The sequence below is a fragment of the Mesorhizobium shonense genome, from assembly GCF_040545255.1.
Classification (GTDB): Bacteria; Pseudomonadota; Alphaproteobacteria; order Rhizobiales; family Rhizobiaceae; genus Mesorhizobium; species Mesorhizobium shonense.
Genome location: NZ_JBEPLM010000003.1, coordinates 35,811 through 61,056, shown reverse-complemented (window position 1 = coordinate 61,056; position 25,246 = coordinate 35,811). Strand labels below are relative to the sequence as shown.

Below are 25,246 nucleotides of genomic sequence, written 5' to 3'. Positions count from 1 at the left end.
TTTGAAGCTCCCCGGTAAGTTCTGCGTCGAAGGAGACTAATCGTGATTGGAGAGCAAGACGTCCTTGGCTTCATTGATTCGCGCCGCCAGGACAGACGTGCCGCCGACATCGGCGTTCAGGCGCTGCATCAGGCGGCGGTGCGCCTTGCGGATATCCGCCGCGGCAGCCCCCGCTTCAAGACCAAGGATCTTGTAGGCCTCCTCCTTAGTCATGGCGCCCGCACCTGGCGCAACACCCAGCCCTTCGCCACTGTCCGGCTGCGCGTCCTTGCGCCAGACGGGAAAACGGCCGTCAAGATACGTCTCTAGAAGCTGGCGGCTCTCCGGATCCGGCCGCAACTCGACATAAAGTTGCTGCAGGTCCGCGATCCCCATGGCGCCCAACATTTTACCTTCATAGTGGCCGGCCAGGACGAGTCCTTCGAGCTTGCCGCTGTCGTGGTCGAGGTCCATTTCGAGGGCCGCGGTGCGCACCGTCGAACGCTTGGCCGCGACAGCTTTTGCCGGCGGTCGTCTCGCCCGCATCCAGGCATACCAGCCTGCCGCCGCGACCATCAGCAGGCCGCCGATGCCGCTGCGACCGACCACGAGCATCGTCGCGCCGGTCAGGCCCAGCAGCGCGGGCCCAAGCGTTCTGAGATTGTCCGCCATCCTGGCTGGGTCGGCGCGCACGAAAACTGTCGCCACGCCAAAAAGCACCAGAAGCAAAGCCGCCAATGCGATGATCACGCCCATCGGTTCGCACCGCCACGCAAATGATTGTGCATGGAAATCAAGATGTGGCGCAGGTGCAGCTCTTGCAAGCCCCACACCGAACCAGCCGAAGGGCCAGCGACGCAACGATTGGTTTGACCTGGATTAAAGCAGCCCCAGTTCGGCGAGTTCCAGCCGCAGTTTCGGCGGCATTTCGGCGAGTGCCGCCTTGCCCTTGCCGAGATCGGCCGGGGCGTCGGAAGGCTTGAGATAGCGCCAGCCCTGGAAGGCGCGGCGCGGCTGCCAGTCGGTGCGCACCACTTCGGGATCAAGCACCAGATGGCAGCGGCCTATGCCTTCGCCGTCGGTGAAAGGCCGGATCTCGGTGATCAATTGCCGGCACTGGACGTTGCCCTTGATCACCCAATAGAGCGAGCCGCCATCGATGATCTCCCCGCCGCGCGTCGGCACCATGCGCGTGGTGTGCCAATGCTCGGCCGGCTCCCCGGCGCGCCGCCGCTCATCGAGACGGAAGGCAATCCACTCTTCCAGGTCCTCGACGCTGTCGCAGCCGACACAGAGCTTGATGAGATTGAGAGACATGCCCGCAATCTAGCGACCGCATGATGGGGGTTCAACGCCCCGAGCGGTTTTGCACAGGCAAGAAAGGCTGTCGGCTCAATCAGCACTCGACGACGTTGACCGCAAGCCCGCCGAGGCTGGTTTCCTTGTATTTCTCGTTCATGTCGAGGCCGGTCTGGCGCATGGTCTCGATGGCCGCGTCGAGCGGCACGAAATGCGTGCCGTCGCCCTTGATGGCGAGCGAAGCAGCGGTCACCGCTTTGACCGCACCGAGCGCATTGCGCTCAATGCAGGGTACTTGCACCAGCCCGCCCACGGGATCGCAGGTCATGCCGAGATGATGCTCGAGCGCGATCTCGGCGGCGTTCTCGACCTGCTCCGGCGTGCCGCCCATGACGGCACAGAGGCCCGCCGCCGCCATCGCCGAGGCCGAGCCCACCTCGCCCTGGCAGCCGACCTCGGCGCCCGAGATCGAGGCGTTGGACTTGATGATGCCGCCGACAGCGGCTGCCGTCAGCAGGAAGTCGCGGATGCTCGGTTGGTCGGCTTCGGGATGGAAATGCAACCAATAGCGCAGCACCGCCGGCAGCGTTCCTGCAGCACCATTGGTCGGGGCAGTCACCACGCGCCCGCCGGCCGCATTCTCCTCATTGACCGCCATGGCATAGATCGACAGCCAGTCATTGGCGAGCAAGGGATTGGGCCGGTTCTGCTGCCACTGTTGCTGCAGCTTGTCGTGCAGCTGGCGCGCACGGCGGCGTACCTTCAGCCCGCCGGGCATGATGCCGTCCTGCGACAGGCCGCGGTCGATGCAGCCCTTCATGGCGCTCCAGATCGCGTCGAGGCCGGCGTCGAGCTCCTCGCGCGACATGTGCTTCTCCTCGTTGGCGCGCTTCATCTCGGCGATGGAAAGCCCGCTCTTGGCCGCCATCGCCAGCATCTCGACGGCGTTCTTGAACGGGTACGGCACCTTCTTGCCTTCGGTCGTCACCGAGCCCTTGGCCTTCATGCGCTGCAATTCTTCCTCGGAGACGACGAAGCCGCCGCCGATCGAATAATAGATGCGCTTGAGCAGCAGCCGGTCGGATGCGTCATAGGCATAGAAGGCCATGCCGTTGGCGTGGCCGGTCAGCGGCGTCTTGCGGTCGAGCACCAGGTCCTTGGCGGGGTCGAAGCGATAGGACGGATGTCCAGGCGGCGAAATCCGTCTGTCCGCGCCGATGCGGGCAACGATGCCGTCCGCCTCGTCCGGATCGACCGTCTGCGGCGTCTCGCCGGCAAGGCCGAGAATGACGGCGCGGTCCGAGCCATGGCCGATGCCGGTATAGGCGAGCGATCCGTGCAGGCTGGCGCCGATGCGATCGACCTTGACGCCGGCCGGGCGCGGCCAGTCGCCGGCCAGGATTTCGTCGAGGAAGCGGCGCGCGGCCGTCATCGGCCCCATCGTATGCGAGCTCGATGGGCCGATGCCGATCTTGAACAGGTCGAAAACCGAAAGGAACACGCGCCGTTGTCTCCTGAAGGCCGCTCAAAAATTACATATAGGAATTCCCGTGATGTTTCCGCTGTTTTGCGTGTGACGGCGCGGCGTCTGCCGACCTTGTTTGCTCCGGCAGCGACATCGCCAGGTGCTCGTATGCGCCATCGAAGGGCCGGCTCGGCCTGTGGTAGAAGAATGCATGGGCGATTCCATCCATCTTTCGGCCGCCGATCTGGCGACGCTGGCCTTCTTTCTGGCTGTCTGGGTGCTGCACACGCTGGCCTCGGACGGTAGGCTCGTCAGCCGCGTGTCGTTGACGACGGCGATGAACGCCCAGCGCGAGGCCTGGATGCGCAACATGGCGGAGCGCGAGGTGCGCATCGTCGACACCGCCATCATGACCGGCCTGCAGCAAGGCACCGCCTTCTTTGCCTCGAGCTCGCTGATCGCGCTCGGCGGCTGCTTTGCCCTGCTCGGCGCGTCCGACCGCGTGCTCCAGGTGCTGGCCGACCTGCCGTTCGGTGCGGCTTCGTCGCGCGAAGCCTTCCAGACCAAGGTGTTCGGCCTGGTGCTGATCCTCGCCTTCGCCTTCTTCAAGTTCGGCTGGGCCTACCGGCTGTTCAACTACTGCTCGATCCTGATCGGGGCCGTGCCGATCCCGCATGGAGCGGCCTCGCGCAACCCGATCAGCGAAACCGCGGTCTGGCGCGCGACGCGCATGAACGTGCTTGCCGGAAAGCACTTCAACTCCGGCCTGCGCGCCGTCTTTTTCTCGATCGGCTATCTCGGCTGGTTCGTCGACCCGGTCGTCTTCGTGATCTCGACGCTCGTGCTGCTGGCGGTGCTGGTGCGCCGCCAATTCTTCTCGGCCGCGCGCCAGGCGGTGCTCGGTCAGCCGCCCGGCGCCGGGAAAGGCTCATCGATCCGGCCAGACAGCCAGTAGGCGAAAAGCCCGATCCATTCGCGGATTGCCGTCGTAGTCGCCTGCAACGAATCGGCAGGGTTATCGCGGAACAGACCGATCCCCTCCTTGCCCGAGGTGCGGTAGTCTACCGGCCAGGGAAGCGTCGGAAAACCTGCCTTGTCGAACAGCGCCTTGGCGCGCGGCATATGGAAAGCCGAGGTCACCAGCAGCCAGATCTCGCCCGGCTTAGGTTCGACCAGCCGGCGGGAGAAGACGGCATTCTCATAGGTGTTGCGCGACTTGTTCTCGAGGAGCAGGCGCTCAGGCGCAACACCGAGCGCGCCGAGCAGGCGCGGCGCGGTGTCGGCATCGCCTTCGCCGTCAAGGAAAAGCTCGCCATTGCCGCCGGAGACGACCACTTTCGCCTGCGGGAAGCGCCTGGTGAGGATCGCCGTCTCCACCATGCGATCGCCGCCGCTGTTCAGCTCATAGCCGCCGCGCGCAAGGTTGATGGCGCCCTCGAAGCCGCCGCCAAGGACAACGATGCCGTCGACCCTCTCCGGCAGCGGCGGCTTGGGGAAGCGCTCTTCCAGCGGATTGAGCATCATCGCGCCCAGCGAGGTCCAAGCAGATAGCGCAAGGATCAGAAAGGCCAGCACGCTGCCGGTGGCAGCGAGCCGCCGACGACCGAAAAGCGCCGCCACCAGTCCGGCCAGCAGCAGGAAAATCGCCAGGTTGAGCGGCTGGATGAAGAACCAGAGGATCTTGGAAAGATAGTAGAACATCCCTCACCCCATTACAGCGCCGCGCGCCCTTTGGACGCGCAAAGGGCGCCATAACGCTTTGATTTTGCTCGTGATCCTTTCGAAAATCGATTCCGACCTTCGGGATCACGAGCTAGATGAGGGACGACGCTACCACCACTTTTCCGGCTGAAATTTGCCCGCCGCCTGTTCGATGACATGGGCAGTCTGGAACAGCGTCTCCTCGTCGAACGGCCGGCCGATGAGCTGCAGGCCGAGCGGCAACCCCTTGCCGTCGAGGCCGGCGGGCACCGAGATGCCTGGCAGGCCGGCCATGTTCACTGTCACGGTGAAGATGTCGTTGAGGTACATTTTCACGGGATCGGAGTTCATGTCCTCGTCCGCAACGCCAAATGCGGCCGACGGCGTTGCCGGGGTCAGGATGACGTCGACGCCGGCGGCGAAGACGTTCTCGAAATCGCGCTTGATCAGCGTACGCACCTTCTGCGCCTGCAGGTAATAGGCGTCGTAATAGCCTGCCGACAGCACATAGGTGCCGATCATGATGCGGCGCTTGACCTCGCGGCCGAAGCCGGCGGCGCGCGTCTTCTCATACATGTCGACGATGTCCTTGCCGGGCACGCGCAACCCGTAGCGCACGCCGTCATAGCGCGCCAGGTTGGACGAGGCTTCGGCCGGCGCCACGATATAGTAGGCCGGCAGCGCGTATTTGGTGTGCGGCAGCGAGATGTCGACGATCTCGGCGCCGGCTTCCTTCAGCCAGGCAATGCCCTTCTGCCACAGCGCCTCGATGTCCTCAGGCATGCCCTCGACACGGTATTCCTTCGGAATGCCGACCTTCATGCCCTTGATCGGCTTGCCGATCACCGCTTCGTAATCCGGCACCGGCCGGTCGACCGAAGTCGTGTCCTTCGGGTCGGAGGAGGCCATCGACTTCAACAGGATGGCGGCGTCGCGCACGTCGCGCGCGATCGGACCGGCCTGGTCGAGCGAGGAAGCGAAGGCGACCACGCCCCAGCGCGAGCAGCGGCCATAGGTCGGCTTGATGCCGACCGTACCGGTGAAGGCGGCGGGCTGGCGGATCGAGCCGCCGGTGTCCGTCGCGGTGGCGCCGGCGCAGAGGAAGGCGGCAACGGCCGAAGCCGATCCGCCGGAGGAGCCGCCCGGCACCAACTGCGCATTGTCCAGCGTGCGCGCCGTCTTCGCGCCACCGGCCGAGACGAAGCCGCCGTCGCCCTGATGCGTCGTCGGCATCACCACCGTGTCGAGGCGCGAGCGCCGCCACGGGTTGATGACCGGGCCGTAATAGGAGGTCTCGTTGGAGGAGCCCATGGCGAACTCGTCCATGTTGAGCTTGCCGAGCATGACGGCGCCGTCGGCCCAGAGATTGCTGGTGACGGTCGATTCGTAGCGCGGCTGGAAACCGTCCAGCACATGGCTGCAGGCTTGGGTATGGATGCCTTCGGTTGCGAACAGGTCCTTGATGCCGAGCGGAATGCCTTCCAGAGCGCCGCCCTCGCCTTTGGCAAGCTTGGCGTCGGAGGCCTTGGCCATGTCGCGCGCCTTGTCGCCGGTCACCGCGACATAGGCATTGAGCACCGGGTTGGCGCGCTCGATCGCCGAGAGATAGGCTTCCGTGATCTCGGCAGCGGAAATCTCCTTGCCGCGCAGCTTGGCGCGGGCCTCGGAAATGGTGAGGTGTGTGAGGTCGCTCATCAGGCAAGGCTCTTTTCGTAAAACACCGACCACTCGGAGTCGGGATAATCCAGCACCGGGCCGCAACGCAAGAAACCGGCGCGCTCATAGACGGTCCAGGCGGCGGGGTGGCGGTCGCCGGTTTCGAGAACCAGTCGCTTCAGCCCTTCCTGCCGCGCCAGCGACTCGACCCGCGCGACGATTTGCGCGCCGATCTTCTGGCCACGATGCGAGGGCCGCGTGTACATGCGCTTGACCTCGCCGGTCGCGTTGTCATGGCGCTTCAGCGCGCCGCAGCCGACGGCAAGGCCGCCGTCGCGGGCGATGAACACGGTCGTGTCCTTGCCGGCCATCTGCTCGACGGTCAGGTGGTAGCAATGCTCCGGCGGCGTCAGTTCGAGCAGCGTGGCGTTGAGCTCCGCGACCAGCGCGCGCACGTCGTCCTGCAAGGGCGTCTCGACGGCGATCTCGACAGCCACGCCTTACTCCACGACTTTGGGGACGAGGAAGAAGTTTTCTTCGGTCGCCGGCGCGTTGGCGACGATGTCGGCTGCCTTGCTGCCGTCGGTGACGACGTCCTCCCGCTTCTTCATCTCCATCGGCGTCACCGAGGTCATCGGCTCGACGCCCGAGACGTCGACCTCGTTCAGTTGCTCGACGAAGCCCAGAATGGCGTTCAGTTCGCCGGTCATGCGTTCGGCATCCTCCTCGCTCACCGCAATACGGGCAAGGTGCGCGACGCGCTTCACGGTCTGAAGATCAACGGACATGTCTATCGCCTCGGGAAAACCAGTGCGGGCTATAGCGGCGCGACGCTTGCGGCGCAACATCGATCATGTGCCGGACCGATCAGCACGCGGTCGCCCGCTCGGCGCTTACTGAGGCAGTGCCACGCCTTCGCAATGATAGTAGCTGCCGCCGTTGCCGGCTTGCTCGCTATCCGCCGGTCGGACCGAGACGAGGTCGATCTGCTTTGGACTCAACTGGGTGACCGAAAGCACATCCGGGAAGACATAACCCGGTTCCTGGCAGATCGCGGTTACCGCCCAGCTTGTCGCGCCCTGTGCCTTGCTGATCTGAAGGAACTCGCAATTGTATTCGACCCCTTGCAAACCATCGGCCGACAATACGATGTTGCCGGCGTCGATCACGGTCTGCAGCGTGTCCTTCTTGGCCTGCGCGCAGAGCTCCTCCGATTGCAGGTAGACGCCCTCGATAAAATCGTCCGCCGCCGGCACGGGCGTCGCCGCGACCAGCATCGAAACACAAAGAGTCCGCCTCAAGGCCATGATTTTATTCCGGTATCCTGATGCAACGACCTAGATCGTAATTGCTCTGCCGATCTCGGGCAGCGCCACCTTGACCCCTGATCCTTCCATCCCGGCCACGAATTTGTCGGCGGTCTGGTCGATGATCGGGAACGTGCCGAAATGGCAGGGAACGACCGTATCGAAGCTGAAAAAGCGACGGCAGGCAAGGGCTGCCACCGCGCCGCCCATGGTGAAGCGGTCGCCGATGGGCACGATGCCGATCTTCGGTTCATGCAATTCGTTGATCAGCCCCATATCGGAGAAGATGTCGGTGTCGCCCATGTGGTAGAGCGTCTTGTCCTGAGGGAAATGCAGCACGAGCCCGCCCGGGTTGCCGAGATAGGTGTTGGTGCCGTCCTGGCCGCCGAACGAGGAAGAATGCAGCGCCTGGACGAAGGTGACGGTGAAGGGGCCGCAATCGACGGTGCCGCCGATATTGCCGGGATTGATCTTCTTGTCGCTGACGCCCTGGCCGACCAGATACATGCAGATCTCGAAATTCGCGGCCAGCATGGCGCCGCTTTTCTTCAGCACTTCGATCGCGCCGTTGACATGGTCGTTGTGGCCATGGGTCAAGAGAACATGCGTCACCCCTTCCGCGGGCCCTTCCCAGCCGCCCGTCCAGGACGGATTGCCGACCAGATAGGGGTCGATGAGGATGTTGGCGTCCTTTGTCTCGATGCGGAATGCCGAATGGCCATACCAGGTGAGTTTCATGAATGCGTTCCTCGATTTTCCCGTTATCAAAGGATAGAACGCCGACGGCAAATTGAAAGTCCAGCGGCCCGTCAAAAAGCCGCGCAGGGAAAGACCGGGGTGGGCTGTTGAGCATCATCAACATTGAGGAATTGCCGGCGCGGCTCGCCGGCGGCCGCACGCTCGCCGGCCTCGATCTCGGCGACAAGACGATCGGGGTCGCGGTGTCGGACCGTGGCCTGTCCTTTGCTCATCCGCGCCCGGTCATCCTGCGCAAGAAGTTTTCAGCTGATGCCGCCCAGTTGCTGGCTCAGCTCGAGAAGGACAATGTCGGCGCGATCGTGCTCGGCCTTCCCGTCAACATGGACGGGTCAGAGGGCCCGCGCGCGCAAAAGTCCCGCGCCTTTGCGCGCAACATGGCTGTTTTGTCCGACCTGCCCTTCGTGCTGTGGGACGAGCGGCTGTCGACGGTCGCAGCCGAACGGACGCTGATCGAGATGGATTTCTCGCGCAAGAAGCGCGCCGGCAAGATCGATTCGGCGGCGGCGGCCTTCATTCTGCAGGGAGCCCTGGACCGACTTCAGTCGCTCGGCCGAGCCGGTCTGGATTGACCGGACCTTCCCGGCGCCGCCTGACCCATTCGGCGATCTGGCGCCGGCGGCGAAACGCCACCAGTCCGGCAAGCAGAAAACTGTCGAAAACGCAGGCCCGCGCCACCATGCCCGGGATGATCGCCGGATCGATACCGAGCATCTGGCCGTAGAGCTGGAAGACCAGGTCGTGCAGCTGGCGGCTGAGCATCACATAGCCGAAATTCATGTCGTTGAGCGACAGGAAGAACCAGCCCCAGAACAGGACCAGCGGCGCCGCCCAGAATACGAACAAGGCGCGCATCAGCGGCGACCTCCGGGTCTGGTTTCCGGCCGGCTGGAGATGCGGGAAAGCAGCGAGCTGTGCGCCGCGCCCGTCGCCATGCGATGGGCGGTCAGGCGGGCGTCGGCCTCATGCAAGGTCATCGCGGCAAGCGTCGAACGCCGCTCGGCGAGCACCGCTACATAGGAGGCGAGCAGCGCCGTCATCTGGATGGCGACCACCATGAACAGCCCGTTGATGCCTTGCGCGGCGCCGCCGATCAGGATGACCGAAAGCAGGAACGAGGCCGAGATGAAGGCGATCCGCACCACTGCGTCGCCGGCATCCGGCCTTGTCGCGATGTTGAGCAGCGTTTCGACGAAAGCCCAGCAGAACAGCAGCGCCACAGTCAGCAGCGCGACCGAAAGCGGCGCCACGACGACGGGGTGTTCGAGCCCCGGGAAGCGGCTGCTTTGCACGGATACGCCAAGCACGCCGAGCGCCGACGCGATGCCGCGATTCCCATCCATGCAGATATAGGCCAGCAGGGCGAACACGACCGCCCAGTGCAAGGCCAGAAATGATGTCAACACGTGCCGCATGCGCTTCCTGCCTGGCGGAGCACGGGATGCTCATGGTTAACGCTTCCCTACTCCGGTCGTCAGAGTGGGCTCTGCGAAGGCTCCCCGCAATGGAAACCATTTGTTAAGGTTAACGGCCATCCACAGGCCGGCGACGGATCGCGGTTCAGGCCTGTTCAGGTCAGGGGCGGATAGAGCGTGTCGATGATCATGCGGGCGTCATGGCGCGAATCGAGCATGCCGTAAGTGGTGCGCCATTGACCGCCGAGCCTTGTTTCGACGAAGGCGTCGGCAATGCGCCCTGCCCCGAGCCTGCGCAACTCCGCCGCCGCCGCCGACAGCGCCAGCTGTTCGGTCAGCAGGCGCGCCGAACCTTGGTCGGTCGAAGCGACCTGCATGGCCGCCTTGAGCACACCTATAGTGCCCCGACCGCCTGCGCCGAGGTCGCGGTCGATGCCGGCCAGAACCTCCTCGAACAGGTCGGGCGCGCGGCCGAGCACGCGCAGCACGTCCAGCGCCATCACATTGCCCGAGCCTTCCCAGATCGCGTTGACCGGAGCCTCGCGATAATAACGGGCGAGCGGCGCTTCCTCCACGTAACCGTTGCCGCCGAGGCACTCCATGGCCTCGTACAGCAGCTGCGGCGCGATCTTGCAGACCCAGTATTTGACCACCGGCGTCATGGCGCGGGCAAAGGCAGCCTCGCCGCGATCGCTCGCCGCCTCGTCGAAGGAGCGCGCAAGGCGGAACGACAGCGCGGTCGCGGCGGCGACGTCGAGCGCCATGTCGGCCAGCACGCGCTGCATCAGCGGCTGGTCGATCAGATTGGTGCCGAACACTTGGCGATGACGCGCGTGGTGGACGGCTTCGGCTAGCCCCGCCCGCATGATCGCCGAAGACGCGACCGCGCAGTCGAGCCGGGTCAGCGTCACCATGTCCATGATCGTCTTGATGCCGGCGCCCGGCTCGCCGACCATCTCGCCGATGGCATTGACGAATTCCACTTCCGACGAGGCGTTCGAGCGGTTGCCGAGCTTGTCCTTCAGGCGCTGGAAGCGAAAACCGTTGCCGGACCCGTCACCCAGGATGCGCGGGACTAGAAAGCAGGAAAGCCCCTCCGACGCCTGGGCAAGCACCAGGAAGGCGTCGGACATCGGCGCCGACATGAACCACTTGTGGCCTGTGAGCCGATAGAAACCGCTGCCGATGCGCTCCGCCCTGGTGATGTTGGCGCGCACGTCGGTGCCGCCCTGCTTTTCGGTCATGCCCATGCCGAGCGTCAGCCCGGTCTTTTGCACCGGCGGCTTCTGGCTCTGGTCGTATTTGCGCGTGGTCACGCGCGGCGCCCATTCGCGGAACAGTTTTGGGCTCGCCATCAGCGCCGCCAGCGAAGCGCTGGTCATGGTGATGGGGCAGAGATGTCCGGTCTCCAGTTCGGCGGTCAGGTAGAAGCGCGCCGCCCTCACCTGGTGCCGGCGGCCGATCTCGGCGTCGCCGTTTTCCCAGACCGAGGAATGCAGGCCGCCGGCGATCGAGCGGCGCATCAAAGCGTGATAGGCCGGATGGAATTCGACCAGATCGATGCGGCGGCCCTGGCGGTCATGCGTCCTGAGCTTCGGCGTATCGGTGTTGGCGAGGCGGGCAAGCTCCTGCGCCTCCTGCGTCATGACGAACCGGCCGAGCCCGTCGAGATCCTTGCGCACCGGATCGGAAAAACGCTCGGCAAGCTGGATGAGCAACGGATCGCCCCGCCATGCGTTGCCGCCTGTCAGCGGCGGCGGCTGGTTGATCACGTCGTCGGTCACGCCCTGTCCTTCAATTGGCAGAAAAGCCCTTACTTGTCCGAAGGCCGCGGTCGCGAATCCGAAGCCATTTGCTGCGTTATAGCCCAAGCCACGCAACGAAAATACCGGGGAGAAAGCCCACGATCCAAAGCTGGCGCTTGCGGCCGGCCGGACCGCACCCTATAGCAGCGCCTTGAGATGACCGACGCTTCGTCCCTGCCGCTCTTTCCACACCGCCATCTTCTGGGCATCCGTGATCTTTCCCCCGCCGATATCGAGCTGTTGCTCGACCGGGCGGACCAGGCTGTAGCGATCTCGCGGCAGTCGGAAAAGAAGACTTCGACGCTGCGCGGCCGTACCCAGATCAACCTTTTCTACGAGGCCTCGACCCGCACGCAATCGTCCTTCGAGCTCGCGGGAAAAAGGCTCGGCGCCGACGTCATGAACATGTCGGTGGCAAGCTCTTCGGTGAAGAAGGGCGAGACGCTGATCGACACCGCCATGACGCTCAACGCCATGCGGCCGGACATTTTGATCATCCGACACCAGTCGGCGGGCGCGGCCGCCCTTCTGGCGCAAAAGGTCGGCTGCTCCGTGGTCAATGCCGGCGACGGCGCGCATGAGCATCCGACGCAGGCGCTGCTCGACGCGCTGACCATACGCCGCGCCAAGGGACCGCTGTCGAAGCTGATCGTGGCGATCTGCGGCGATATCCTGCATTCGCGCGTCGCCCGCTCCAACATCATGCTCTTGAACGCGCTCGGCGCGCAGGTGCGCGTCGTCGCGCCCTCGACGCTGCTGCCGTCAGGCATCGATAGGATGGGGGTGATCATCTCGCGCTCGATGGCCGAAGGCCTCAAGGATGCCGACGTGGTGATGATGCTGCGCCTGCAGCGCGAGCGCATGGAAGGCGCCTTCGTGCCTTCGATCCGCGAATATTTCCGCTATTTCGGCCTCGACGCCGAGAAGCTGAAAGCGGCGAAGGAGGATGCGCTGGTCATGCATCCGGGCCCGATGAACCGTGGCGTCGAGATCGCCTCGGAAATCGCCGACGGACCGCAAAGCGTCATCCAGGAACAGGTCGAGATGGGCGTCGCCGTGCGCATGGCGGTGATGGAAGCGCTGCTAGATCCTCGTCGCAACGATGAGGGCCGCAACCACGAGGAGCGCGGCGCATGAGCGCGACGGTCTTCAGCAAGGCCCATATCGTCGACCCTTCGCGCGGCGTCGATGAGATCGGCACAATCATCGTCGAGGGCCGCAAGATCGCCGCCGCCGGCAAGGCGGCGCTGAACCAGGGCGCTCCCGAAGGCGCTGTCGTCATTGATTGTGCCGGCAAGACGATCATTCCAGGCCTCGTCGATGCGCGCGTCTTTATCGGCGAACCTGGCGGCGAGCATCGCGAGACGATCGCTTCGGCAAGCGTCGCGGCGGCGGCCGGCGGCGTCACCTCCATCGTCATGATGCCCGACACCAATCCGGTGATCGACAATGTGGCGCTGGTCGAGTTCGTGCTGCGCACGGCAAGGGACACGGCGAGCGTCAACATTTTTCCGGCGGCGGCGGTCACCAAGGGTCTCGAAGGCCGCGAGATGACCGAGTTCGGCCTGCTGCGCGAAGCCGGCGCCGTCGCCTTCACCGATGGCCGCCACACGATCGCCAATGCGCTGGTGATGCGCCGGGCGCTGACCTATGCGCGCGACTTCGGCGGTGTGATCGCACATGAGACCCAGGACGCCGACCTCGCCTCGTCCGGCGTGATGAACGAAGGCCTCTATGCGAGCTGGCTCGGGCTTTCCGGTATTCCGCGCGAGGCCGAGCTCATCCCGCTGGAGCGCGACCTTGCCCTGGCGCGGCTGACGGGCGGCGCCTATCACGCCGCCAAGATCTCGACGGCGATGGCGGTTGGAGCGGTGAGCCGAGCAAAGACGGACGGCGCCAATGTCACCGCGGGCGTCGCCATCCACAATCTCTCGCTCAACGAGAACGATGTCGGCGAATATCGCACCTTCTTCCGGCTGACCCCGCCCTTGCGCGCCGAGGACGACCGGCTGGCGATGATCGAGGCGATCAAGGACGGCACCATCGACATCATCGTCTCCTCACACGATCCGCAGGATGTCGACACCAAGCGCCTGCCCTTCGCTGATGCCGCCGCCGGCGCGATCGGCCTGGAGACGCTCCTTGGCGCGGCGCTTAGGCTCTACCACAACGGCGACGTGCCGCTGCTGAGGCTGGTCGAGACGCTATCGACCGCGCCGGCAAGATTGTTCGGCCTGCCCGGCGGCACGCTGAAGCCGGGTGCGTCGGCCGATCTCGCCGTGGTCGACCTCGACGAGCCATGGATCGTCAGCGAGAGCGGCCTGCACTCGCGTTCCAAGAACACGTGCTTTGAGGGCGCGCGCCTGCAGGGCAAGGTCTTGCAAACCATGGTGGCGGGCCGCACAGTGTTTTCGGCCTGAGCATCATCCGACAAGCCGGGACGGTATCGCGATCCGGATACTGAAATAGGAAATGCGGGGGAAACAATGGGTTACGTGCTCGCGCTCATCTTCGGCTATCTGCTCGGATCGATCCCGTTCGGACTCTTGATCACCCGCGCGGCCGGTCTGGGCGACGTGCGCAATATCGGCTCCGGCAACATCGGCGCGACCAATGTTCTACGCACCGGCAACAAGGCGCTCGCCGCGGCGACGCTGCTGCTTGACGCGCTGAAGGGCACGGCGGCAGCGCTCATCGCCGGACATTTCTCGCCGGACTTCGGGCTTCTCGCCGGCTTCGCCGCCTTCCTTGGCCATCTCTTCCCGATCTGGCTCGGCTTCAGAGGCGGCAAGGGCGTCGCCACCTATCTCGGCGTTCTGCTCGGCCTTGCCTGGCAGGGCATGGTTGTCTTCGCCGTCGTCTGGCTCGCCATGGCCTTCCTGTTCCGTTACTCCTCCTTGGCGGCGCTAGTGGCTGCGGTCGTGGTGCCGATCGCGCTCTATTTCATCAGCACGCCGCAGATTGCCGGCCTCTTCGCTCTGATGAGCCTGATCGTCTTCATCAAGCATCGCGCCAACATTTCGCGGCTTCTCGCCGGCACCGAGGGTAAGATCGGGGCGAAGGGATGAGCGGGCCTGCCGCCGGCCCGCGCCTCAGCGACCGGCAGCGGCTGAGCTGGCTTCGGCTGATCCGCACGCCCAATGTCGGCCCGGCCTCTTTTCGCGAACTGATCAATCGCTTCGGCTCGGCCGAAGCCGCGCTCGAAATGCTGCCGGAACTGATGATCTCGGGTGGCGCCAACCGCATCGTCCGCATTCCCTCCATCGCCGAAGCCGAAACGGAGTTGGAAGCGGCCCGGCGCGCCGGCGCCCGCTTCGTCGGCATCGGCGAGGCCGACTACCCGTCCATGCTGAAGACCATGGACAACCCGCCGCCGCTGCTGGCGGTGAAAGGCGAAGGCGCGGTGTTCCTCTTGCCGGCCGTGGCGATCGTTGGCGCCCGCAATGCCTCGCTCGCCGGCATCAAGATGGCGCGCATGCTGGCGGCCGATCTCGGCCGCGACGGTTACGCCATCGTGTCGGGCCTCGCGCGCGGCATCGACACGGCGGCGCATCAGGGCAGTCTTTCGACCGGCACGGTCGGCGTGCTCGCCGGCGGGCTCGATGTCCCCTACCCGCCCGAAAACGCCGGACTGTGCGAGGAGATCGCCGAGCGCGGCGGCGCCATCGTGTCGGAAATGCCGTTCGGCTGGCAGCCGCGCGCGCAGGATTTTCCGCGTCGCAACCGCCTGGTCGCCGGGATGGCGATGGGGCTGGTGGTGGTCGAGGCGGCGCAACGCTCCGGCTCGCTGATCAGCGCCCGCCTCGCCAACGAGCTGGGCCGGCTGGTCTTCGCGGTGCCGGGCTCGCCGCTCGACCCGCGCGCCGCTGGCTGCAACGCCCTGCTCAAGGACGGCGCAACGCTGGTGACCGAAGCGACCGACATCCTGGGCGCGCTGGCGCCTCTTGCCGGCACTCGCCCGCCAAGGACCGCGCCGCTCGCCGAGGCACCCGACCTGTCGGCAATGCCGCCGCCCGGCGAGAACGAGCGCGCCGACGTGCTGGAAGCGCTCGGCCCCACACCGGTCGGCGTGGACGAGATCATTCGCCACACGGGGCTCAGTGCCGCGCAGATCGCGATGGTGCTGTTGGAGCTCGATCTTGCCGCGCGGCTCGAGCGCCATGCTGGCGGGAATGTGTCGCTGGTCCTGGGACGTTCCTGAAGCGCCCCTACCGGAACAGATATTTGGACACTTCCGGGTTGCCGCGACGCCACATCACGTTGTCCAGGAAATAGTGGTGCACGTTGATGAAGATCAGCACGATGAAGAAGAACAGCGAGGAACCGAGAACCTGCTTGTCGTAGGGGATCAAGGCCGTCAGCGCGAACGGGATCAGCCAGAAACCGAGATACCCAAGCGCACCGCCACCGACGATAAATCCCAGGACCCGAAGCCTGTAGAGAGGTCCGAGAACGGATAGAATCTTCGGTTCAGGATTTCTTGCCGCATCCGCGACGTCGCGTTCGACGTTGGTCTGGTAACGCCAGACCACCGCCAGGTATTGCAGCGAGTGGAGCGCCGGCACCACAAGCAACCAGAGCGGGTTTATCCTCGCAATCAGGATCCACAGATAGAGCGACGCGACATAGGCCACGATGCCGTTATACGGCAGCGCTCGGCCGTTTTTTCGCCAGCGGTTGACCAGCATCAAAACCGTGGCCGCCGTCGAGGCAACGGCCGCCAGCAGGGCAATGTTGGCGATCCAGGAAGGGGCCGCGAACGTGTAATATTCCAGGCCGTAATATTTTCCCTGAGTGACTGCCATGTTCGTCTGGAGCCATGCCAGGATCCACACGGCATAGCTGTTGACCAGCAGCACCTTCTTGTCCCGATCGCCGAAGAATTTGCGCTTCAGCACGGCGTCCACCATCAGCATGCCGTAGCCTTGCTTGACGTAGTGCCAGCCCACGAAGAAGAACATCGCGTTGGCCGCATATCCGAGCAGCCGCGTGTTCGCCGTTGCCGCCCCATACGCAAAGAATGCGCCCATGATCACAGGAACGACAATGCCCGCAAAAATATAGCGAAGCTGCAGGCTCCTGTCGTACCCGTTCCCGCTCACCTTGCGCCCGAAATTGCGGTAGAAAATCTGGTAGGAGTGGGCGAAGTGGGGATAGTTCACCAGGTAAGCCACGATGACCATCGTCGCGGCGACGGGGCCTTCATATTTGAGCGGCACCAACAGCAGAATCGGCAGGACCAGAAACGCGCCGCCGCCGAGCATGAGGAAGTCGGCGACCGGGCCGAAGAGATACTTGCCAGGTGGCGCCGCCGCCTTGGCGGCTGACGCATCTACCGAAAGGTCAAGTGCCATGGTCGAGCCTCCTTCGGGGGACCGACCTTAACCATCGGCCGCTCTGGTCACAAGGTTGGAACTGCTCCGAACCACAGCCGCGGCGATGGAGGACCGAGCCTCGCTAGCCGGCTTTTAGTGCTATCAGGATGGAAAAGGTCGCAATAGCCGACACAATCAGCGCCCATGTCACGGCGTTGCGAGAAGGGCGCCACCGCCGGCCACGCGCCGCGCGCTTCCGCCACTGCCCAGAACGAGTATCGTATCGCCAATTGTCCAAACCCGTCTCCGGGGAACGATCCAGTTGCGCGACGGCAGCCGGCCTACGACCTAGATTGGGGACTGCGCGCGTTTCGGCGACTGCAGTTCGCGCCCCATCTTCGCCGCCTGGAAGATGGTCATCAAAACCAGGATCGGCTCGCCGTCAGTCGGGTTGACCGTCAAGGCCACGCGGCCAAGCTCGTCGCTCATGACGCAGGTCCAGTCCTTGACCGCGATCACCTTCTTCTCGGACAATTTTATCCCCTCCCCTGGACGCCCACTTACCGGTGGCAGCCCGGAACCTCGAAATGCCTTTCATTTTGTATGATCAAGCAACCTAGTCGCGGCGGTTTCACGACGATGTTCGGAATTGGCGCGATCGATGCCATCCACGGTGATCGCGAACATCCCGTTCTCGATCCTGGCTATCCAGCCCTTTGCCTTCAGATACCAGAGATGAAACTCCAGATGTTCTCGCGGGCAGCCCGACAAGCGTTCGAGCTCTTCATCGCCAATGCCGGGATTGTTGACGTCTTGCCGGCGTTTTACATAGAGCAGCGACAGCAGTTTGGCCTGAATGACGATGTCCCGTTCAAGCCCTTTGGTGTTGCTCGCTTCCTCGCTCAGCTCGCGCCTAAGGCTCAAATGGTCTTTATACTGGATGTCGTATTGGGCGCGTTTGACCGGATCTTTGAGCGTATTATGGGCCTCTACGATTTCGCTGAAGCGTGACTCATTGCCGGTGTCCCGATTATCGGGATGATAACGCATGGCAAAATAACGAAATATCCGTTCAATCGTTTCCGAATTCGCGTTCGGACTGATTTCCAGAAGTTCGTAGTAATCAATGAACATAGTGGTGCTTTCACAGAATCGACATTGCGAACACCACTCCCCAACGGCAGCATCGCGCAACCGTTCTGCCCATGCAAGCGGGCTTCCCGCACCATCGTAAACAAGCACTCCGGATGGCCTTGCCGATCGCCGGCGACCATAATTCTCGTTGGATTTCTTCGACGGGAGAGCAGGTCCACACATTCCGTTTCCGGCGCCTAGTGCAGATCCGATGGGAAAAGCGCGTGATTTTGAGGGATGAGGGAAGGCAGACGCCCGTCCGTCCAAAACGATCGCGCCGAAGCACCGCCCCGGCCTCAGGCGCGCAAGTAGATAAGTTAAAGGCACCTTGGTGTGTTATATACATACGCTGCGCTCTCGGCGCGGATACGAGATCGATGGATCAGGAAACAGTTCTAGCCGCAGTCCTGTTAGCTGATGTCGTGGGCAGCACGCCGCTCTATGAGCGCATCGGCGACGATGCCGCTCTGCAGCAGATCTCGGATTGCCTGGACGCGATGCGCGATATCGTCGCCCGGCACGGCGGTGATTTCATTCACTCGAAGGGCGATGACGTGCTCAGCCTGTTCGAGAGTCCGGAGGGGGCGCTGAGGGCCGTCTGCCAAATCAGCAGCCAACTGACGAAAGGGCCGTTGAGCGCCCGGATCGGATTGCATTTCGGGGCGGTTATTCGCGCGCGGGGCGCGGTATTTGGCGACGTTGTCAATGTCACCGCAAGGCTGTCCACCACGGCCAACCCCGGGGAGGTGCTGATCAGCCAGAACTTCTTCGAAGCGCTTTCTGCGGGCAGCCGCAGTGCCTTGCGGCTTCTCGACAAAATGGCCTTCAAGGGGAAGCAGGAACTCTTCGATGTCTATACCCTGGGGAGCGACGATGGGAACCGCAGTACACACATCGCCAGCCGGGGCACCATTATCGACAGGCGCTCCGCCCCGCCGCGGCAGATCATTCTGGTCATCCGCTATGGAGATCAGTTGCGATCCTGCCGAAACAACGAATTCGTGACGATCGGCCGATCTCCGGAATGCGATATCGTTGTCCAGCGGCCCTGGGTCTCGCGACACCACGCGACCTTCACCATTTCAAATGGCAAGGCGCGGCTTATCGAGCGAAGCTCGTCGGGCACATTTGTGTCGATGGGGCCCGGCCATGAAGTATTCGTACGCCGCGAAGATATTCTCCTCTTCGGCTCCGGCGACATCTCGCCTGGAATGAGGTCGTCCCTTCGCGACGCCCAGGTTCTTCACTACGAAATTGTCTCAGGCTGACCCGGCCGGACGCGACAGCCGACCGGCGAAGGCATTTGGCTCGTCTCCTTCGTGCACTAGGATCTCGGCTATACCGATCTGGAACAGAAATCTTGGTGAGCGCGATGGGATTCGAACCCATGACCTACTGATTAAAAGTCAGTTGCTCTACCGGCTGAGCTACGCGCTCCCGCGGGCAGGAAACGCCGCCCTCGAAATTGCGCGGAACATAGGGAGAGTGCATCAACCGGTCAACCGGAAAAAGATGGCTTGCAGGCCGGGTTTTTCCACTGCCCCAGCGCCTGTTCGGACCGCGTTTGCGAAGCCTCGGCCTGGGAACCGAAAAGGTTTCTCATGGCAGGACCAGCGGCAGGACTGCAAAACAGCGGCCCGGTGCTTTTCCCGGAACAATTGCATATGCCGCCCGTTTTTCTTCCCACAGGCGACGGCAACCAACCTGCGAGGAGAAAGTCATGAACAGAATCACAACAGGCCTGCTGGCCAGTGTGCTATCGGTTTCGTTCGCCGCGGCGGAGATCGTGCCGGTCAACGCGCAGCCAACCTACACGCCGCTCGGCCAAGGTCTCTCATCGGACGTTCAGACCGTGCAATACCAGGATTGGCGCAGGCACCGCAGTTTCAATCGCAGTTTTTCCCGTGACCGGGTTTATTCGCGCAACGGTGACGTGTACTGGCGCGGCCATCGCGGCTATCGCGAATACCACCGCGGCTATCGCCGTCATGGCGACTTCTGGTTCCCGCTGGCTGCCTTCGCCACCGGCGCGCTGATCACCGGCGCGATCGTCAACAGCCAGAACCGAGTCTACCGCGGTGGCGATGCGCATGTGCAGTGGTGCTATGACCGTTACCGCTCCTATCGCGCCTCGGACAATACCTTCCAGCCCAACAGCGGCCCGCGTCGGCAGTGCGTTTCGCCTTACTGACCTGATCGGATCGCACACGGGAGACTGAAAGAGCCCGTGCCGGCAACGGCGCGGGCTTGTTATTGAGTGAGGTAATCAAAGTTCCGCTGGTGCTCTCGGGTCTCTACTAACCGGGAGGCGCAACACTTCGATTAGCTTGCCCAACTGACGCTCTTTAAGATCAGATAGAGGCCCACACCGTCATCGGGAGGAGAACGGTAGGCTCCGCAAGCGTTGCAGATACGAGTCACTGCAGAGGTCAATTCCCAACCGAGTGCATTCAGGTCATCGTCCTTCAGATAGTCCTGGGTTAGCTCGCCGATACGGTGCTGCTCCCCGAACGACCGAGCTAACTGTGCGTCGGTTACAAGTTCGAGAGGCCAATTCGAATTTGCCCAGGCCCAGAGCCAGTTGCCAGCTTTGGCACTAGTAGAGCCGGCGATCTGGATCTCCGAGGCGACCTTGACGACGCCTTCTTCTGAGAACAGAAGCTTTCCAGCCTTCAGGTCGTAGTCATAGCGGGACCAACTGCCGAGGTGAAAGTCATCCTGCAAGCGCTTGTTCTTCGCACGAAGCTGTTCAAAAGCCTCCTCGCGCCAGGCAACATACCAGTCCGGATTCATCCCCTACCCCACGCGATCTGCCCCCCACCTGCTTATCGCACGCTCAGCGTCCGGCGCACAGCGTCGCGCCATCCCGCCAGCTTCGCCGTGCGGGTGGCGGCATCCATGTCCGGCTTGAACCGCCGGTCGAGCGCCCAGGTCTTGGCGAATTCCTTCGCCTTCGGCCACACGCCGGCTTTCGATCCGGCAAGCCAGGCGGCGCCCAGCGCGGTCGTCTCCAGGATGGTCGGGCGGTCGACCGGCGCGTCGAGGATATCGGCCAGCCGCTGCATGGTCCAGTCCGAAGCCACCATGCCGCCGTCGACCCGAAGCACGGTCTTGGCGGAAGCGCCTTTCCAGTCCTTGCGCATGGCGTCGAGCAGGTCACGCGTCTGGAAGGCGACGGATTCGAGCGCGGCGCGCGCGAACTCCGCCGGGCCGGAATTGCGCGTCAGGCCGAAGATGGCGCCGCGCGCATCCGCATCCCAGTGCGGCGCGCCGAGCCCGACGAAGGCCGGCACCAGATAGACCTGCTGCGCTGGATCGGCGGTCGCAGCAAGCGCACCGCTCTGCTCGGCCTTGCCGATCACCTTGATGCCGTCACGCAGCCATTGCACGGCCGCGCCCGCAATGAAGATCGAGCCTTCCAGCGCGTAGGTGGTCTTGCCGTTCAGCCGGTAGGCGATGGTGGTCAAGAGCCGGTTCTTCGAGCGCACCAGGTCGGCGCCGGTGTTGAGTAGCGCGAAGCAGCCGGTGCCGTAGGTGGATTTCATCATGCCGGGCTCGAAACAGGCCTGGCCGATGGTCGCCGCATGCTGGTCGCCGGCGACGCCCAATATCCTCATCTCGGCGCCGAAAAGGCTCTTCTCGGTGACGCCGAAATCGTCGGCGCAATCCTTCACTTGCGGCAGGATCGCGGCCGGTATGTTCAGGGTGGACAGCAGCTCGTCGTCCCAGACGTTCTTCTCGATGTTGTAGATCAGCGTGCGCGAGGCGTTTGTCGCATCGGTGGCGTGCACCTTGCCACCGGTGAGCCGCCAGATCAGGAAACTGTCGATGGTGCCGGCGAGCAATTCACCCTTCTCGGCGCGCTTCCTCGCGCCCTTCACCTTGTCCAGCATCCAGGCGATCTTGGTGCCGGAGAAATAGGGATCGAGCAGCAGCCCGGTCTTGCGCGTGAACTTCTTCTCCAGCCCCTGCTTCCGGAGCTTCTGGCAGAGCGGCGCCGTCCGGCGGTCCTGCCACACGATCGCATTGTGGATCGGCTTGCTGGTCGCCTTGTCCCAGATGACGACCGTCTCGCGCTGGTTGGTAATGCCGATCGCGGCCACGTCCGATGCCGCCCGACCGGCGGCCTTCAGCGCCGCCTTCACAGTCGCGATCACGCTTGCCCAGATATCTTCCGGGTCATGTTCGACCCAGCCGGAAGCCGGATAATGTTGAGCGAATTCCTGCTGACCGGTGCCGGCTACCTTCATCTTGTCGTCGAACAGGATCGCCCTGGTTGAGGTCGTCCCCTGGTCGATGGCCAGCACAAAACCGCTCATTCCGCATCCCTCCACTTCTCATGCAACAGGGGAGACGGCAAAGCCGCCTCCCCTGCATTTCTTACGCGGACGAGCACGCCCACGTCATGCAGTTACTTCTGCCAGCTCTTCACCAGCTCGTCGTAGTTGATGGTGATCGGCTTTTCCTTCTCGTTCTCGATCTTGAGCTGAGGAGCGAGATTGCCCTTCTTGACCGCGTCGGCGTTCCAGTAGGCGAGGTCATGCTCTTCGGCCATCTTCGGGCCGATATCGCCCTGGACGCCCGACTTCTCGATGCGGCTCATGACCTTTTCCTGCTCGGCGCAGAGCGAGTCCATCGCTTCCTGCGCGGTCTTGGCGCCCGACGAGGCATCGCCGATCGCCTGCCACCAGAGCTGTGCCAGCTTCGGATAGTCAGGCACGTTGGTGCCGGTCGGAGACCACTGGACGCGAGCCGGCGAGCGGTAGAACTCGATCAGGCCGCCGAGCTTCGGAGCGCGCTCCGTGAAGCTCTTGTCGTGGATCGTGCTCTCGCGGATGAAGGTCAGGCCGACATGGCTTTTCTTCACGTCGACGGTCTTCGAGGTGACGAACTGCGCATAAAGCCAGGCGGCCTTCGCCCGGTCGGTCGGCGTCGACTTCATCAGCGTCCAGGAACCCACGTCCTGGTAGCCGAGCTTCATGCCGTCCTTCCAGTAGACGCCGTGCGGCGACGGCGCCATGCGCCATTTCGGCGTGCCGTCGTCGTTCAGCACCGCCTTGGCGCTGGCGTCGACCATCGAGGCGGTGAAGGCGGTGTACCAGAACATCTGCTGGGCAACCGCGCCCTGTGCAGGAACCGGGCCGGCTTCGGAGAAGGTCATGCCCTGAGCTTCCGCGGGAGCATAGGCCTTCAGCCAGTCGAGATACTTCTGGATCGAGTAGACCGCCGCCGGTCCATTCGTGTCGCCGCCGCGCGCGGTGCAGGAGCCGACGGGGCGCGAATTCTCGTCGACCTTGATGCCCCACTCGTCGACCGGCAGGCCGTTCGGAATGCCCTTGTCGCCATTGCCGGCCATGGACAGCCACGCGTCGGTGAACCGCCAGCCGAGCGACGGGTCCTTCTTGCCGTAGTCCATGTGGCCATAGACCTTCTTGCCGTCGATCTCGCGGCCGGTGAAGAACTCGGCGATGTCCTCATAAGCCGACCAGTTGACCGGCACGCCGAGGTCGTAGCCGTACTTGGCCTTGAAGTCGGCCTTGTTCTTCTCGTCGTTGAACCAGTCGTAGCGGAACCAGTAGAGGTTCGCGAATTGCTGGTCGGGCAGCTGGTAGAGCTTCTTGTCGGGCGCCGTCGTGAACGACGTGCCGATGAAGTCCTTCAGGTCGAGGTTCGGGTTGGTGACGTCCTTGCCGTCGCCCGCCATCCAGTCGGTCAGGTTGCGCACCTGCTGGTAGCGCCAATGCGTGCCGATGAGGTCGGAATCATTGACCCAGCCGTCATAGAGGTTCTGGCCGGTCTGCATCTGGGTCTGGATCTTCTCGACGACGTCGCCTTCCTGGATCGTGTCGTGCGTGACCTTGATGCCGGTGATGGCCGAGAAGGCAGGCGCCAGCACCTGCGATTCATAGGAATGGGTGGCGATGGTTTCCGACACGACCTTGATATCCATGCCGGCAAACGGCTTGGCGGCGTCGATGAACCACTGCATCTCCTTTTCCTGATCGGCGCGCGAAAGCGTCGACAGGTCGCCTATCTCCTTGTCGAGAAAGGCTTTTGCCTCATCCATTCCGGCATAGGCATGGCCCGCGCCCAGCAACAGGACAAGGGCGGTCGTCGATGTAAGAAATTGCCGTCGCATGTGTCTCCTCCAGTCTTAGGTTTCAAGTGTGATCCGGGACGGCCGCCAGCACGCGGCCGCTCCGGCTATTCCCCCTCTATACGTATCGGAACACGCCAATGGCGTAGACCACGGAGAGAGCGAGAGCCCACCACAGGTTGGGGCCAACGAGACCCAACCAAGCGAGATGGATGAAGGCGCTGCCGAGCAGCGAAAGGAAGAGGCGATCGCCGCGCGTCGTCTCGAAGCGCAGGGTGCCGACGCGCGGATTGCCGCCGGGCGAAGCGTATTCCCAAGCCGCCATACCGCAAAGCAGCAGCAGGATGGTTCCGAAGAAAGCCGCCGTCGGCCAGGTCCACGCCATCCAGGAGAGGTCGAGGTTCATGATCACACCCTCCCCAGGGCGAAGCCCTTGGCGATATAGTTGCGGACAAACCAGATGACGACCGCGCCGGGGATTAGCGTCAGCACGCCGGCGGCAGCAAGCAGTCCCCAGTCCATCCCCGCGGCCGAGACGGTGCGCGTCATCGTCGCGGCGATCGGCTTGGCGTCGGTCGTGGTCAGCGTGCGCGCGATCAAGAGTTCCACCCATGAGAACATGAAGCAGAAGAAGCAGGCGACGCCGATGCCGCTCGCGATCAGCGGCATGAAGATCCTCACGAAGAAGCGCGGGAAGGAATACCCGTCGATATAGGCGGTCTCGTCGATCTCCTTCGGCACGCCGGACATGAAGCCTTCCAGGATCCATACCGCCAGGGGCACGTTGAACAGACAGTGCGCCAGCGCCACGGCAATATGGGTGTCGATGAGACCGAAGGCCGAATAGAGCTGGAAGAATGGGAGCGCGAACACCGCCGGCGGCGCCATGCGGTTGGTCAGCAGCCAAAAGAACAGGTGCTTGTCCCCGAGGAAACGGTAGCGCGAAAAGGCGTAGGCCGCAGGCAGCGCCACCGCCACCGAGATTACCATGTTCATAACCACATAGGTGATCGAGTTGATGTAGCCCGAATACCAGGATGCATCGGTGAAGATGGTGCGGTAATTCGCGAGCGTCGGATTGTGCGGGAACAGCGTCAGCGACGACACGATCTCCGCATTGGTCTTGAAGCTCATATTGATGAGCCAGTAGATCGGTAAGAGCAGCACGACGATGTAGAGCGTCGGCACGATCCACCACCAGCGCGATTCCTCGCCGCGGCGGCGCATCAGCTTCGCCACCTCGTCCTGCGACAGCGTGCTGCCTACTTCGGTGACTGCCGTTTCGCTCACGCGTGTCGTCTCGTTGGCGCCCGTCAT

General features: G+C 63.6%; 28 protein-coding genes and 1 tRNA gene. 8 read left to right on the top strand and 21 right to left on the bottom strand.

Annotation, left to right across the window (positions count from 1 at the left end; genetic code table 11):
* Positions 1–36: 36 nt before the first annotated feature.
* The 3 genes from ABID26_RS09665 to ABID26_RS09655 all read right to left on the bottom strand — a co-directional run bounded on the left by ABID26_RS09665 (position 37) and on the right by ABID26_RS09655 (position 2,779).
* On the bottom strand, positions 37–735 hold the full coding sequence (locus ABID26_RS09665) for a J domain-containing protein (RefSeq protein ID WP_189521570.1): 699 nt from the start codon (positions 733–735) through the stop codon (positions 37–39).
* A 123-nt stretch (positions 736–858) separates the two neighbouring features.
* Positions 859–1,296 carry a DUF1489 family protein gene (locus ABID26_RS09660; RefSeq protein WP_126100433.1) on the bottom strand — a complete coding sequence of 146 codons (438 nt, stop codon included), beginning with the start codon at positions 1,294–1,296 and terminating at the stop codon, positions 859–861.
* A gap of 79 nt (positions 1,297–1,375) precedes the next feature.
* Positions 1,376–2,779, bottom strand: coding sequence for an L-serine ammonia-lyase (locus ABID26_RS09655; protein ID WP_292299355.1), 1,404 nt, complete (start codon positions 2,777–2,779; stop codon positions 1,376–1,378).
* A gap of 175 nt (positions 2,780–2,954) precedes the next feature.
* On the opposite strand from ABID26_RS09655, the gene ABID26_RS09650 reads away from it, so the two are divergent.
* Positions 2,955–3,698, top strand: a complete 744-nt coding sequence (locus tag ABID26_RS09650; protein WP_126100437.1) for a DUF599 domain-containing protein — start codon at positions 2,955–2,957, stop codon at positions 3,696–3,698.
* On the opposite strand, the gene ABID26_RS09645 is transcribed toward ABID26_RS09650, so the two are convergent.
* The 6 genes from ABID26_RS09645 to ABID26_RS09620 form a co-directional block, all read right to left on the bottom strand.
* Positions 3,647–4,444: a YdcF family protein gene (locus ABID26_RS09645; protein ID WP_292299354.1), complete on the bottom strand. Its 798-nt coding sequence runs from the start codon at positions 4,442–4,444 to the stop codon at positions 3,647–3,649. The genes ABID26_RS09650 and ABID26_RS09645 overlap by 52 nt on opposite strands.
* A 129-nt stretch (positions 4,445–4,573) precedes the next feature.
* Complete coding sequence (locus tag ABID26_RS09640; protein ID WP_292299352.1) at positions 4,574–6,139, bottom strand: amidase; 1,566 nt, start codon at positions 6,137–6,139, stop codon at positions 4,574–4,576.
* Positions 6,139–6,597, bottom strand: coding sequence for a GNAT family N-acetyltransferase (locus ABID26_RS09635; RefSeq protein ID WP_292299351.1), 459 nt, complete (start codon positions 6,595–6,597; stop codon positions 6,139–6,141). Before ABID26_RS09635 ends, ABID26_RS09640 begins: the two co-directional genes overlap by 1 nt.
* A 3-nt stretch (positions 6,598–6,600) precedes the next feature.
* Positions 6,601–6,888 carry an Asp-tRNA(Asn)/Glu-tRNA(Gln) amidotransferase subunit GatC gene (gene gatC, locus ABID26_RS09630; protein ID WP_292299349.1) on the bottom strand — a complete coding sequence of 96 codons (288 nt, stop codon included), beginning with the start codon at positions 6,886–6,888 and terminating at the stop codon, positions 6,601–6,603.
* A gap of 105 nt (positions 6,889–6,993) precedes the next feature.
* A complete protein-coding gene (locus tag ABID26_RS09625; protein ID WP_292299347.1) occupies positions 6,994–7,407 on the bottom strand; it encodes a hypothetical protein in 414 nt (137 codons plus the stop codon).
* Between the two features lie 30 nt (positions 7,408–7,437).
* Entirely contained in the window at positions 7,438–8,145 is a 708-nt protein-coding gene (locus ABID26_RS09620; RefSeq protein WP_292299345.1) for a metal-dependent hydrolase, read from the bottom strand.
* A gap of 107 nt (positions 8,146–8,252) precedes the next feature.
* Between ABID26_RS09620 and ruvX the strand changes: the two genes are divergently transcribed.
* Positions 8,253–8,735, top strand: coding sequence for a Holliday junction resolvase RuvX (gene ruvX / locus ABID26_RS09615; protein WP_292344719.1), 483 nt, complete (start codon positions 8,253–8,255; stop codon positions 8,733–8,735).
* Here ruvX and ABID26_RS09610 read toward each other — a convergent pair.
* From ABID26_RS09610 to ABID26_RS09600, 3 genes are all read right to left on the bottom strand, one after another.
* The gene (locus ABID26_RS09610; RefSeq protein WP_126100445.1) at positions 8,677–9,018 is read right to left on the bottom strand and encodes a DUF6105 family protein; all 342 of its coding nucleotides are present in this window, start codon (positions 9,016–9,018) and stop codon (positions 8,677–8,679) included. The two genes, ruvX and ABID26_RS09610, sit on opposite strands and share 59 nt — an antisense overlap.
* Positions 9,018–9,578, bottom strand: coding sequence for a hypothetical protein (locus ABID26_RS09605; RefSeq protein ID WP_292299341.1), 561 nt, complete (start codon positions 9,576–9,578; stop codon positions 9,018–9,020). Before ABID26_RS09605 ends, ABID26_RS09610 begins: the two co-directional genes overlap by 1 nt.
* 155 nt (positions 9,579–9,733) lie before the next feature.
* The gene (locus ABID26_RS09600) at positions 9,734–11,362 is read right to left on the bottom strand and encodes a DNA alkylation response protein (protein WP_354415115.1); all 1,629 of its coding nucleotides are present in this window, start codon (positions 11,360–11,362) and stop codon (positions 9,734–9,736) included.
* A gap of 177 nt (positions 11,363–11,539) precedes the next feature.
* Here ABID26_RS09600 and ABID26_RS09595 point away from each other — a divergent pair, with 177 nt between their 5' ends.
* The 4 genes from ABID26_RS09595 to dprA all read left to right on the top strand — a co-directional run bounded on the left by ABID26_RS09595 (position 11,540) and on the right by dprA (position 15,584).
* Positions 11,540–12,520 (top strand): aspartate carbamoyltransferase catalytic subunit, encoded by a 981-nt coding sequence (locus ABID26_RS09595; protein ID WP_126100448.1) that lies wholly within the window; start codon positions 11,540–11,542, stop codon positions 12,518–12,520.
* Complete coding sequence (locus ABID26_RS09590) at positions 12,517–13,803, top strand: dihydroorotase (protein ID WP_292299337.1); 1,287 nt, start codon at positions 12,517–12,519, stop codon at positions 13,801–13,803. Before ABID26_RS09595 ends, ABID26_RS09590 begins: the two co-directional genes overlap by 4 nt.
* A gap of 66 nt (positions 13,804–13,869) precedes the next feature.
* On the top strand, positions 13,870–14,451 hold the full coding sequence (gene plsY, locus ABID26_RS09585) for a glycerol-3-phosphate 1-O-acyltransferase PlsY (RefSeq protein WP_292299335.1): 582 nt from the start codon (positions 13,870–13,872) through the stop codon (positions 14,449–14,451).
* Positions 14,448–15,584 (top strand): DNA-processing protein DprA, encoded by a 1,137-nt coding sequence (gene dprA / locus ABID26_RS09580; protein WP_354415112.1) that lies wholly within the window; start codon positions 14,448–14,450, stop codon positions 15,582–15,584. The genes plsY and dprA overlap by 4 nt, the downstream gene beginning before the upstream one ends.
* A gap of 7 nt (positions 15,585–15,591) precedes the next feature.
* Here the strand turns inward: dprA and ABID26_RS09575 are convergent, their stop codons facing one another.
* The 3 genes from ABID26_RS09575 to ABID26_RS09565 form a co-directional block, all read right to left on the bottom strand.
* On the bottom strand, positions 15,592–16,737 hold the full coding sequence (locus tag ABID26_RS09575; RefSeq protein WP_126100452.1) for a hypothetical protein: 1,146 nt from the start codon (positions 16,735–16,737) through the stop codon (positions 15,592–15,594).
* Between the two features lie 309 nt (positions 16,738–17,046).
* Complete coding sequence (locus ABID26_RS09570; RefSeq protein WP_126100453.1) at positions 17,047–17,232, bottom strand: hypothetical protein; 186 nt, start codon at positions 17,230–17,232, stop codon at positions 17,047–17,049.
* A 60-nt stretch (positions 17,233–17,292) separates the two neighbouring features.
* Positions 17,293–17,832 carry a DnaJ domain-containing protein gene (locus tag ABID26_RS09565; RefSeq protein WP_126100454.1) on the bottom strand — a complete coding sequence of 180 codons (540 nt, stop codon included), beginning with the start codon at positions 17,830–17,832 and terminating at the stop codon, positions 17,293–17,295.
* 377 nt (positions 17,833–18,209) lie between these two features.
* Here ABID26_RS09565 and ABID26_RS09560 point away from each other — a divergent pair, with 377 nt between their 5' ends.
* Complete coding sequence (locus ABID26_RS09560) at positions 18,210–19,100, top strand: FHA domain-containing protein (RefSeq protein ID WP_292299330.1); 891 nt, start codon at positions 18,210–18,212, stop codon at positions 19,098–19,100.
* 93 nt (positions 19,101–19,193) lie between these two features.
* On the opposite strand, the gene ABID26_RS09555 is transcribed toward ABID26_RS09560, so the two are convergent.
* Positions 19,194–19,269: transfer RNA gene (locus tag ABID26_RS09555), tRNA-Lys, on the bottom strand.
* 283 nt (positions 19,270–19,552) lie between these two features.
* On the opposite strand from ABID26_RS09555, the gene ABID26_RS09550 reads away from it, so the two are divergent.
* The gene (locus ABID26_RS09550; RefSeq protein WP_126100456.1) at positions 19,553–20,023 is read left to right on the top strand and encodes a BA14K family protein; all 471 of its coding nucleotides are present in this window, start codon (positions 19,553–19,555) and stop codon (positions 20,021–20,023) included.
* A 131-nt stretch (positions 20,024–20,154) separates the two neighbouring features.
* Here the strand turns inward: ABID26_RS09550 and ABID26_RS09545 are convergent, their stop codons facing one another.
* From ABID26_RS09545 to ABID26_RS09525, 5 genes are all read right to left on the bottom strand, one after another.
* Positions 20,155–20,625, bottom strand: coding sequence for a DUF6882 domain-containing protein (locus tag ABID26_RS09545; protein ID WP_126100457.1), 471 nt, complete (start codon positions 20,623–20,625; stop codon positions 20,155–20,157).
* A gap of 32 nt (positions 20,626–20,657) precedes the next feature.
* Complete coding sequence (gene glpK / locus ABID26_RS09540; RefSeq protein ID WP_354415106.1) at positions 20,658–22,151, bottom strand: glycerol kinase GlpK; 1,494 nt, start codon at positions 22,149–22,151, stop codon at positions 20,658–20,660.
* Between the two features lie 92 nt (positions 22,152–22,243).
* Positions 22,244–23,971, bottom strand: coding sequence for an ABC transporter substrate-binding protein (locus ABID26_RS09535; protein ID WP_126100459.1), 1,728 nt, complete (start codon positions 23,969–23,971; stop codon positions 22,244–22,246).
* Positions 23,972–24,047: 76 nt separating this feature from the next.
* Positions 24,048–24,335, bottom strand: coding sequence for a DUF2160 domain-containing protein (locus ABID26_RS09530; protein WP_354415103.1), 288 nt, complete (start codon positions 24,333–24,335; stop codon positions 24,048–24,050).
* 2 nt (positions 24,336–24,337) lie between these two features.
* Positions 24,338–25,246 carry a carbohydrate ABC transporter permease gene (locus tag ABID26_RS09525; RefSeq protein WP_126100461.1) on the bottom strand — a complete coding sequence of 303 codons (909 nt, stop codon included), beginning with the start codon at positions 25,244–25,246 and terminating at the stop codon, positions 24,338–24,340.

Bases quoted from the DNA above. Each gene is read 5' to 3' on its own strand.
- ABID26_RS09560 (WP_292299330.1), top strand. From the start codon at position 18,210: ATGGATCAGGAAACAGTTCTAGCCGCAGTCCTGTTAGCTGATGTCGTG.
- ABID26_RS09640 (WP_292299352.1), bottom strand. From the start codon at position 6,139: ATGAGCGACCTCACACACCTCACCATTTCCGAGGCCCGCGCCAAGCTG.
- plsY (WP_292299335.1), top strand. From the start codon at position 13,870: ATGGGTTACGTGCTCGCGCTCATCTTCGGCTATCTGCTCGGATCGATC.
- ABID26_RS09660 (WP_126100433.1), bottom strand. From the start codon at position 1,296: ATGTCTCTCAATCTCATCAAGCTCTGTGTCGGCTGCGACAGCGTCGAG.
- ABID26_RS09575 (WP_126100452.1), bottom strand. From the start codon at position 16,737: ATGGCACTTGACCTTTCGGTAGATGCGTCAGCCGCCAAGGCGGCGGCG.
- ABID26_RS09650 (WP_126100437.1), top strand. From the start codon at position 2,955: ATGGGCGATTCCATCCATCTTTCGGCCGCCGATCTGGCGACGCTGGCC.
- ABID26_RS09530 (WP_354415103.1), bottom strand. From the start codon at position 24,335: ATGAACCTCGACCTCTCCTGGATGGCGTGGACCTGGCCGACGGCGGCT.
- ABID26_RS09665 (WP_189521570.1), bottom strand. From the start codon at position 735: ATGGGCGTGATCATCGCATTGGCGGCTTTGCTTCTGGTGCTTTTTGGC.
- ABID26_RS09565 (WP_126100454.1), bottom strand. From the start codon at position 17,832: ATGTTCATTGATTACTACGAACTTCTGGAAATCAGTCCGAACGCGAAT.
- ABID26_RS09610 (WP_126100445.1), bottom strand. From the start codon at position 9,018: ATGCGCGCCTTGTTCGTATTCTGGGCGGCGCCGCTGGTCCTGTTCTGG.
- glpK (WP_354415106.1), bottom strand. From the start codon at position 22,151: ATGAGCGGTTTTGTGCTGGCCATCGACCAGGGGACGACCTCAACCAGG.
- gatC (WP_292299349.1), bottom strand. From the start codon at position 6,888: ATGTCCGTTGATCTTCAGACCGTGAAGCGCGTCGCGCACCTTGCCCGT.
- ABID26_RS09620 (WP_292299345.1), bottom strand. From the start codon at position 8,145: ATGAAACTCACCTGGTATGGCCATTCGGCATTCCGCATCGAGACAAAG.
- ABID26_RS09550 (WP_126100456.1), top strand. From the start codon at position 19,553: ATGAACAGAATCACAACAGGCCTGCTGGCCAGTGTGCTATCGGTTTCG.
- ABID26_RS09535 (WP_126100459.1), bottom strand. From the start codon at position 23,971: ATGCGACGGCAATTTCTTACATCGACGACCGCCCTTGTCCTGTTGCTG.
- ABID26_RS09645 (WP_292299354.1), bottom strand. From the start codon at position 4,444: ATGTTCTACTATCTTTCCAAGATCCTCTGGTTCTTCATCCAGCCGCTC.
- ABID26_RS09525 (WP_126100461.1), bottom strand. From the start codon at position 25,246: ATGACGGGCGCCAACGAGACGACACGCGTGAGCGAAACGGCAGTCACC.
- ABID26_RS09595 (WP_126100448.1), top strand. From the start codon at position 11,540: ATGACCGACGCTTCGTCCCTGCCGCTCTTTCCACACCGCCATCTTCTG.
- ABID26_RS09590 (WP_292299337.1), top strand. From the start codon at position 12,517: ATGAGCGCGACGGTCTTCAGCAAGGCCCATATCGTCGACCCTTCGCGC.
- ABID26_RS09625 (WP_292299347.1), bottom strand. From the start codon at position 7,407: ATGGCCTTGAGGCGGACTCTTTGTGTTTCGATGCTGGTCGCGGCGACG.
- ABID26_RS09545 (WP_126100457.1), bottom strand. From the start codon at position 20,625: ATGAATCCGGACTGGTATGTTGCCTGGCGCGAGGAGGCTTTTGAACAG.
- ABID26_RS09605 (WP_292299341.1), bottom strand. From the start codon at position 9,578: ATGCGGCACGTGTTGACATCATTTCTGGCCTTGCACTGGGCGGTCGTG.
- dprA (WP_354415112.1), top strand. From the start codon at position 14,448: ATGAGCGGGCCTGCCGCCGGCCCGCGCCTCAGCGACCGGCAGCGGCTG.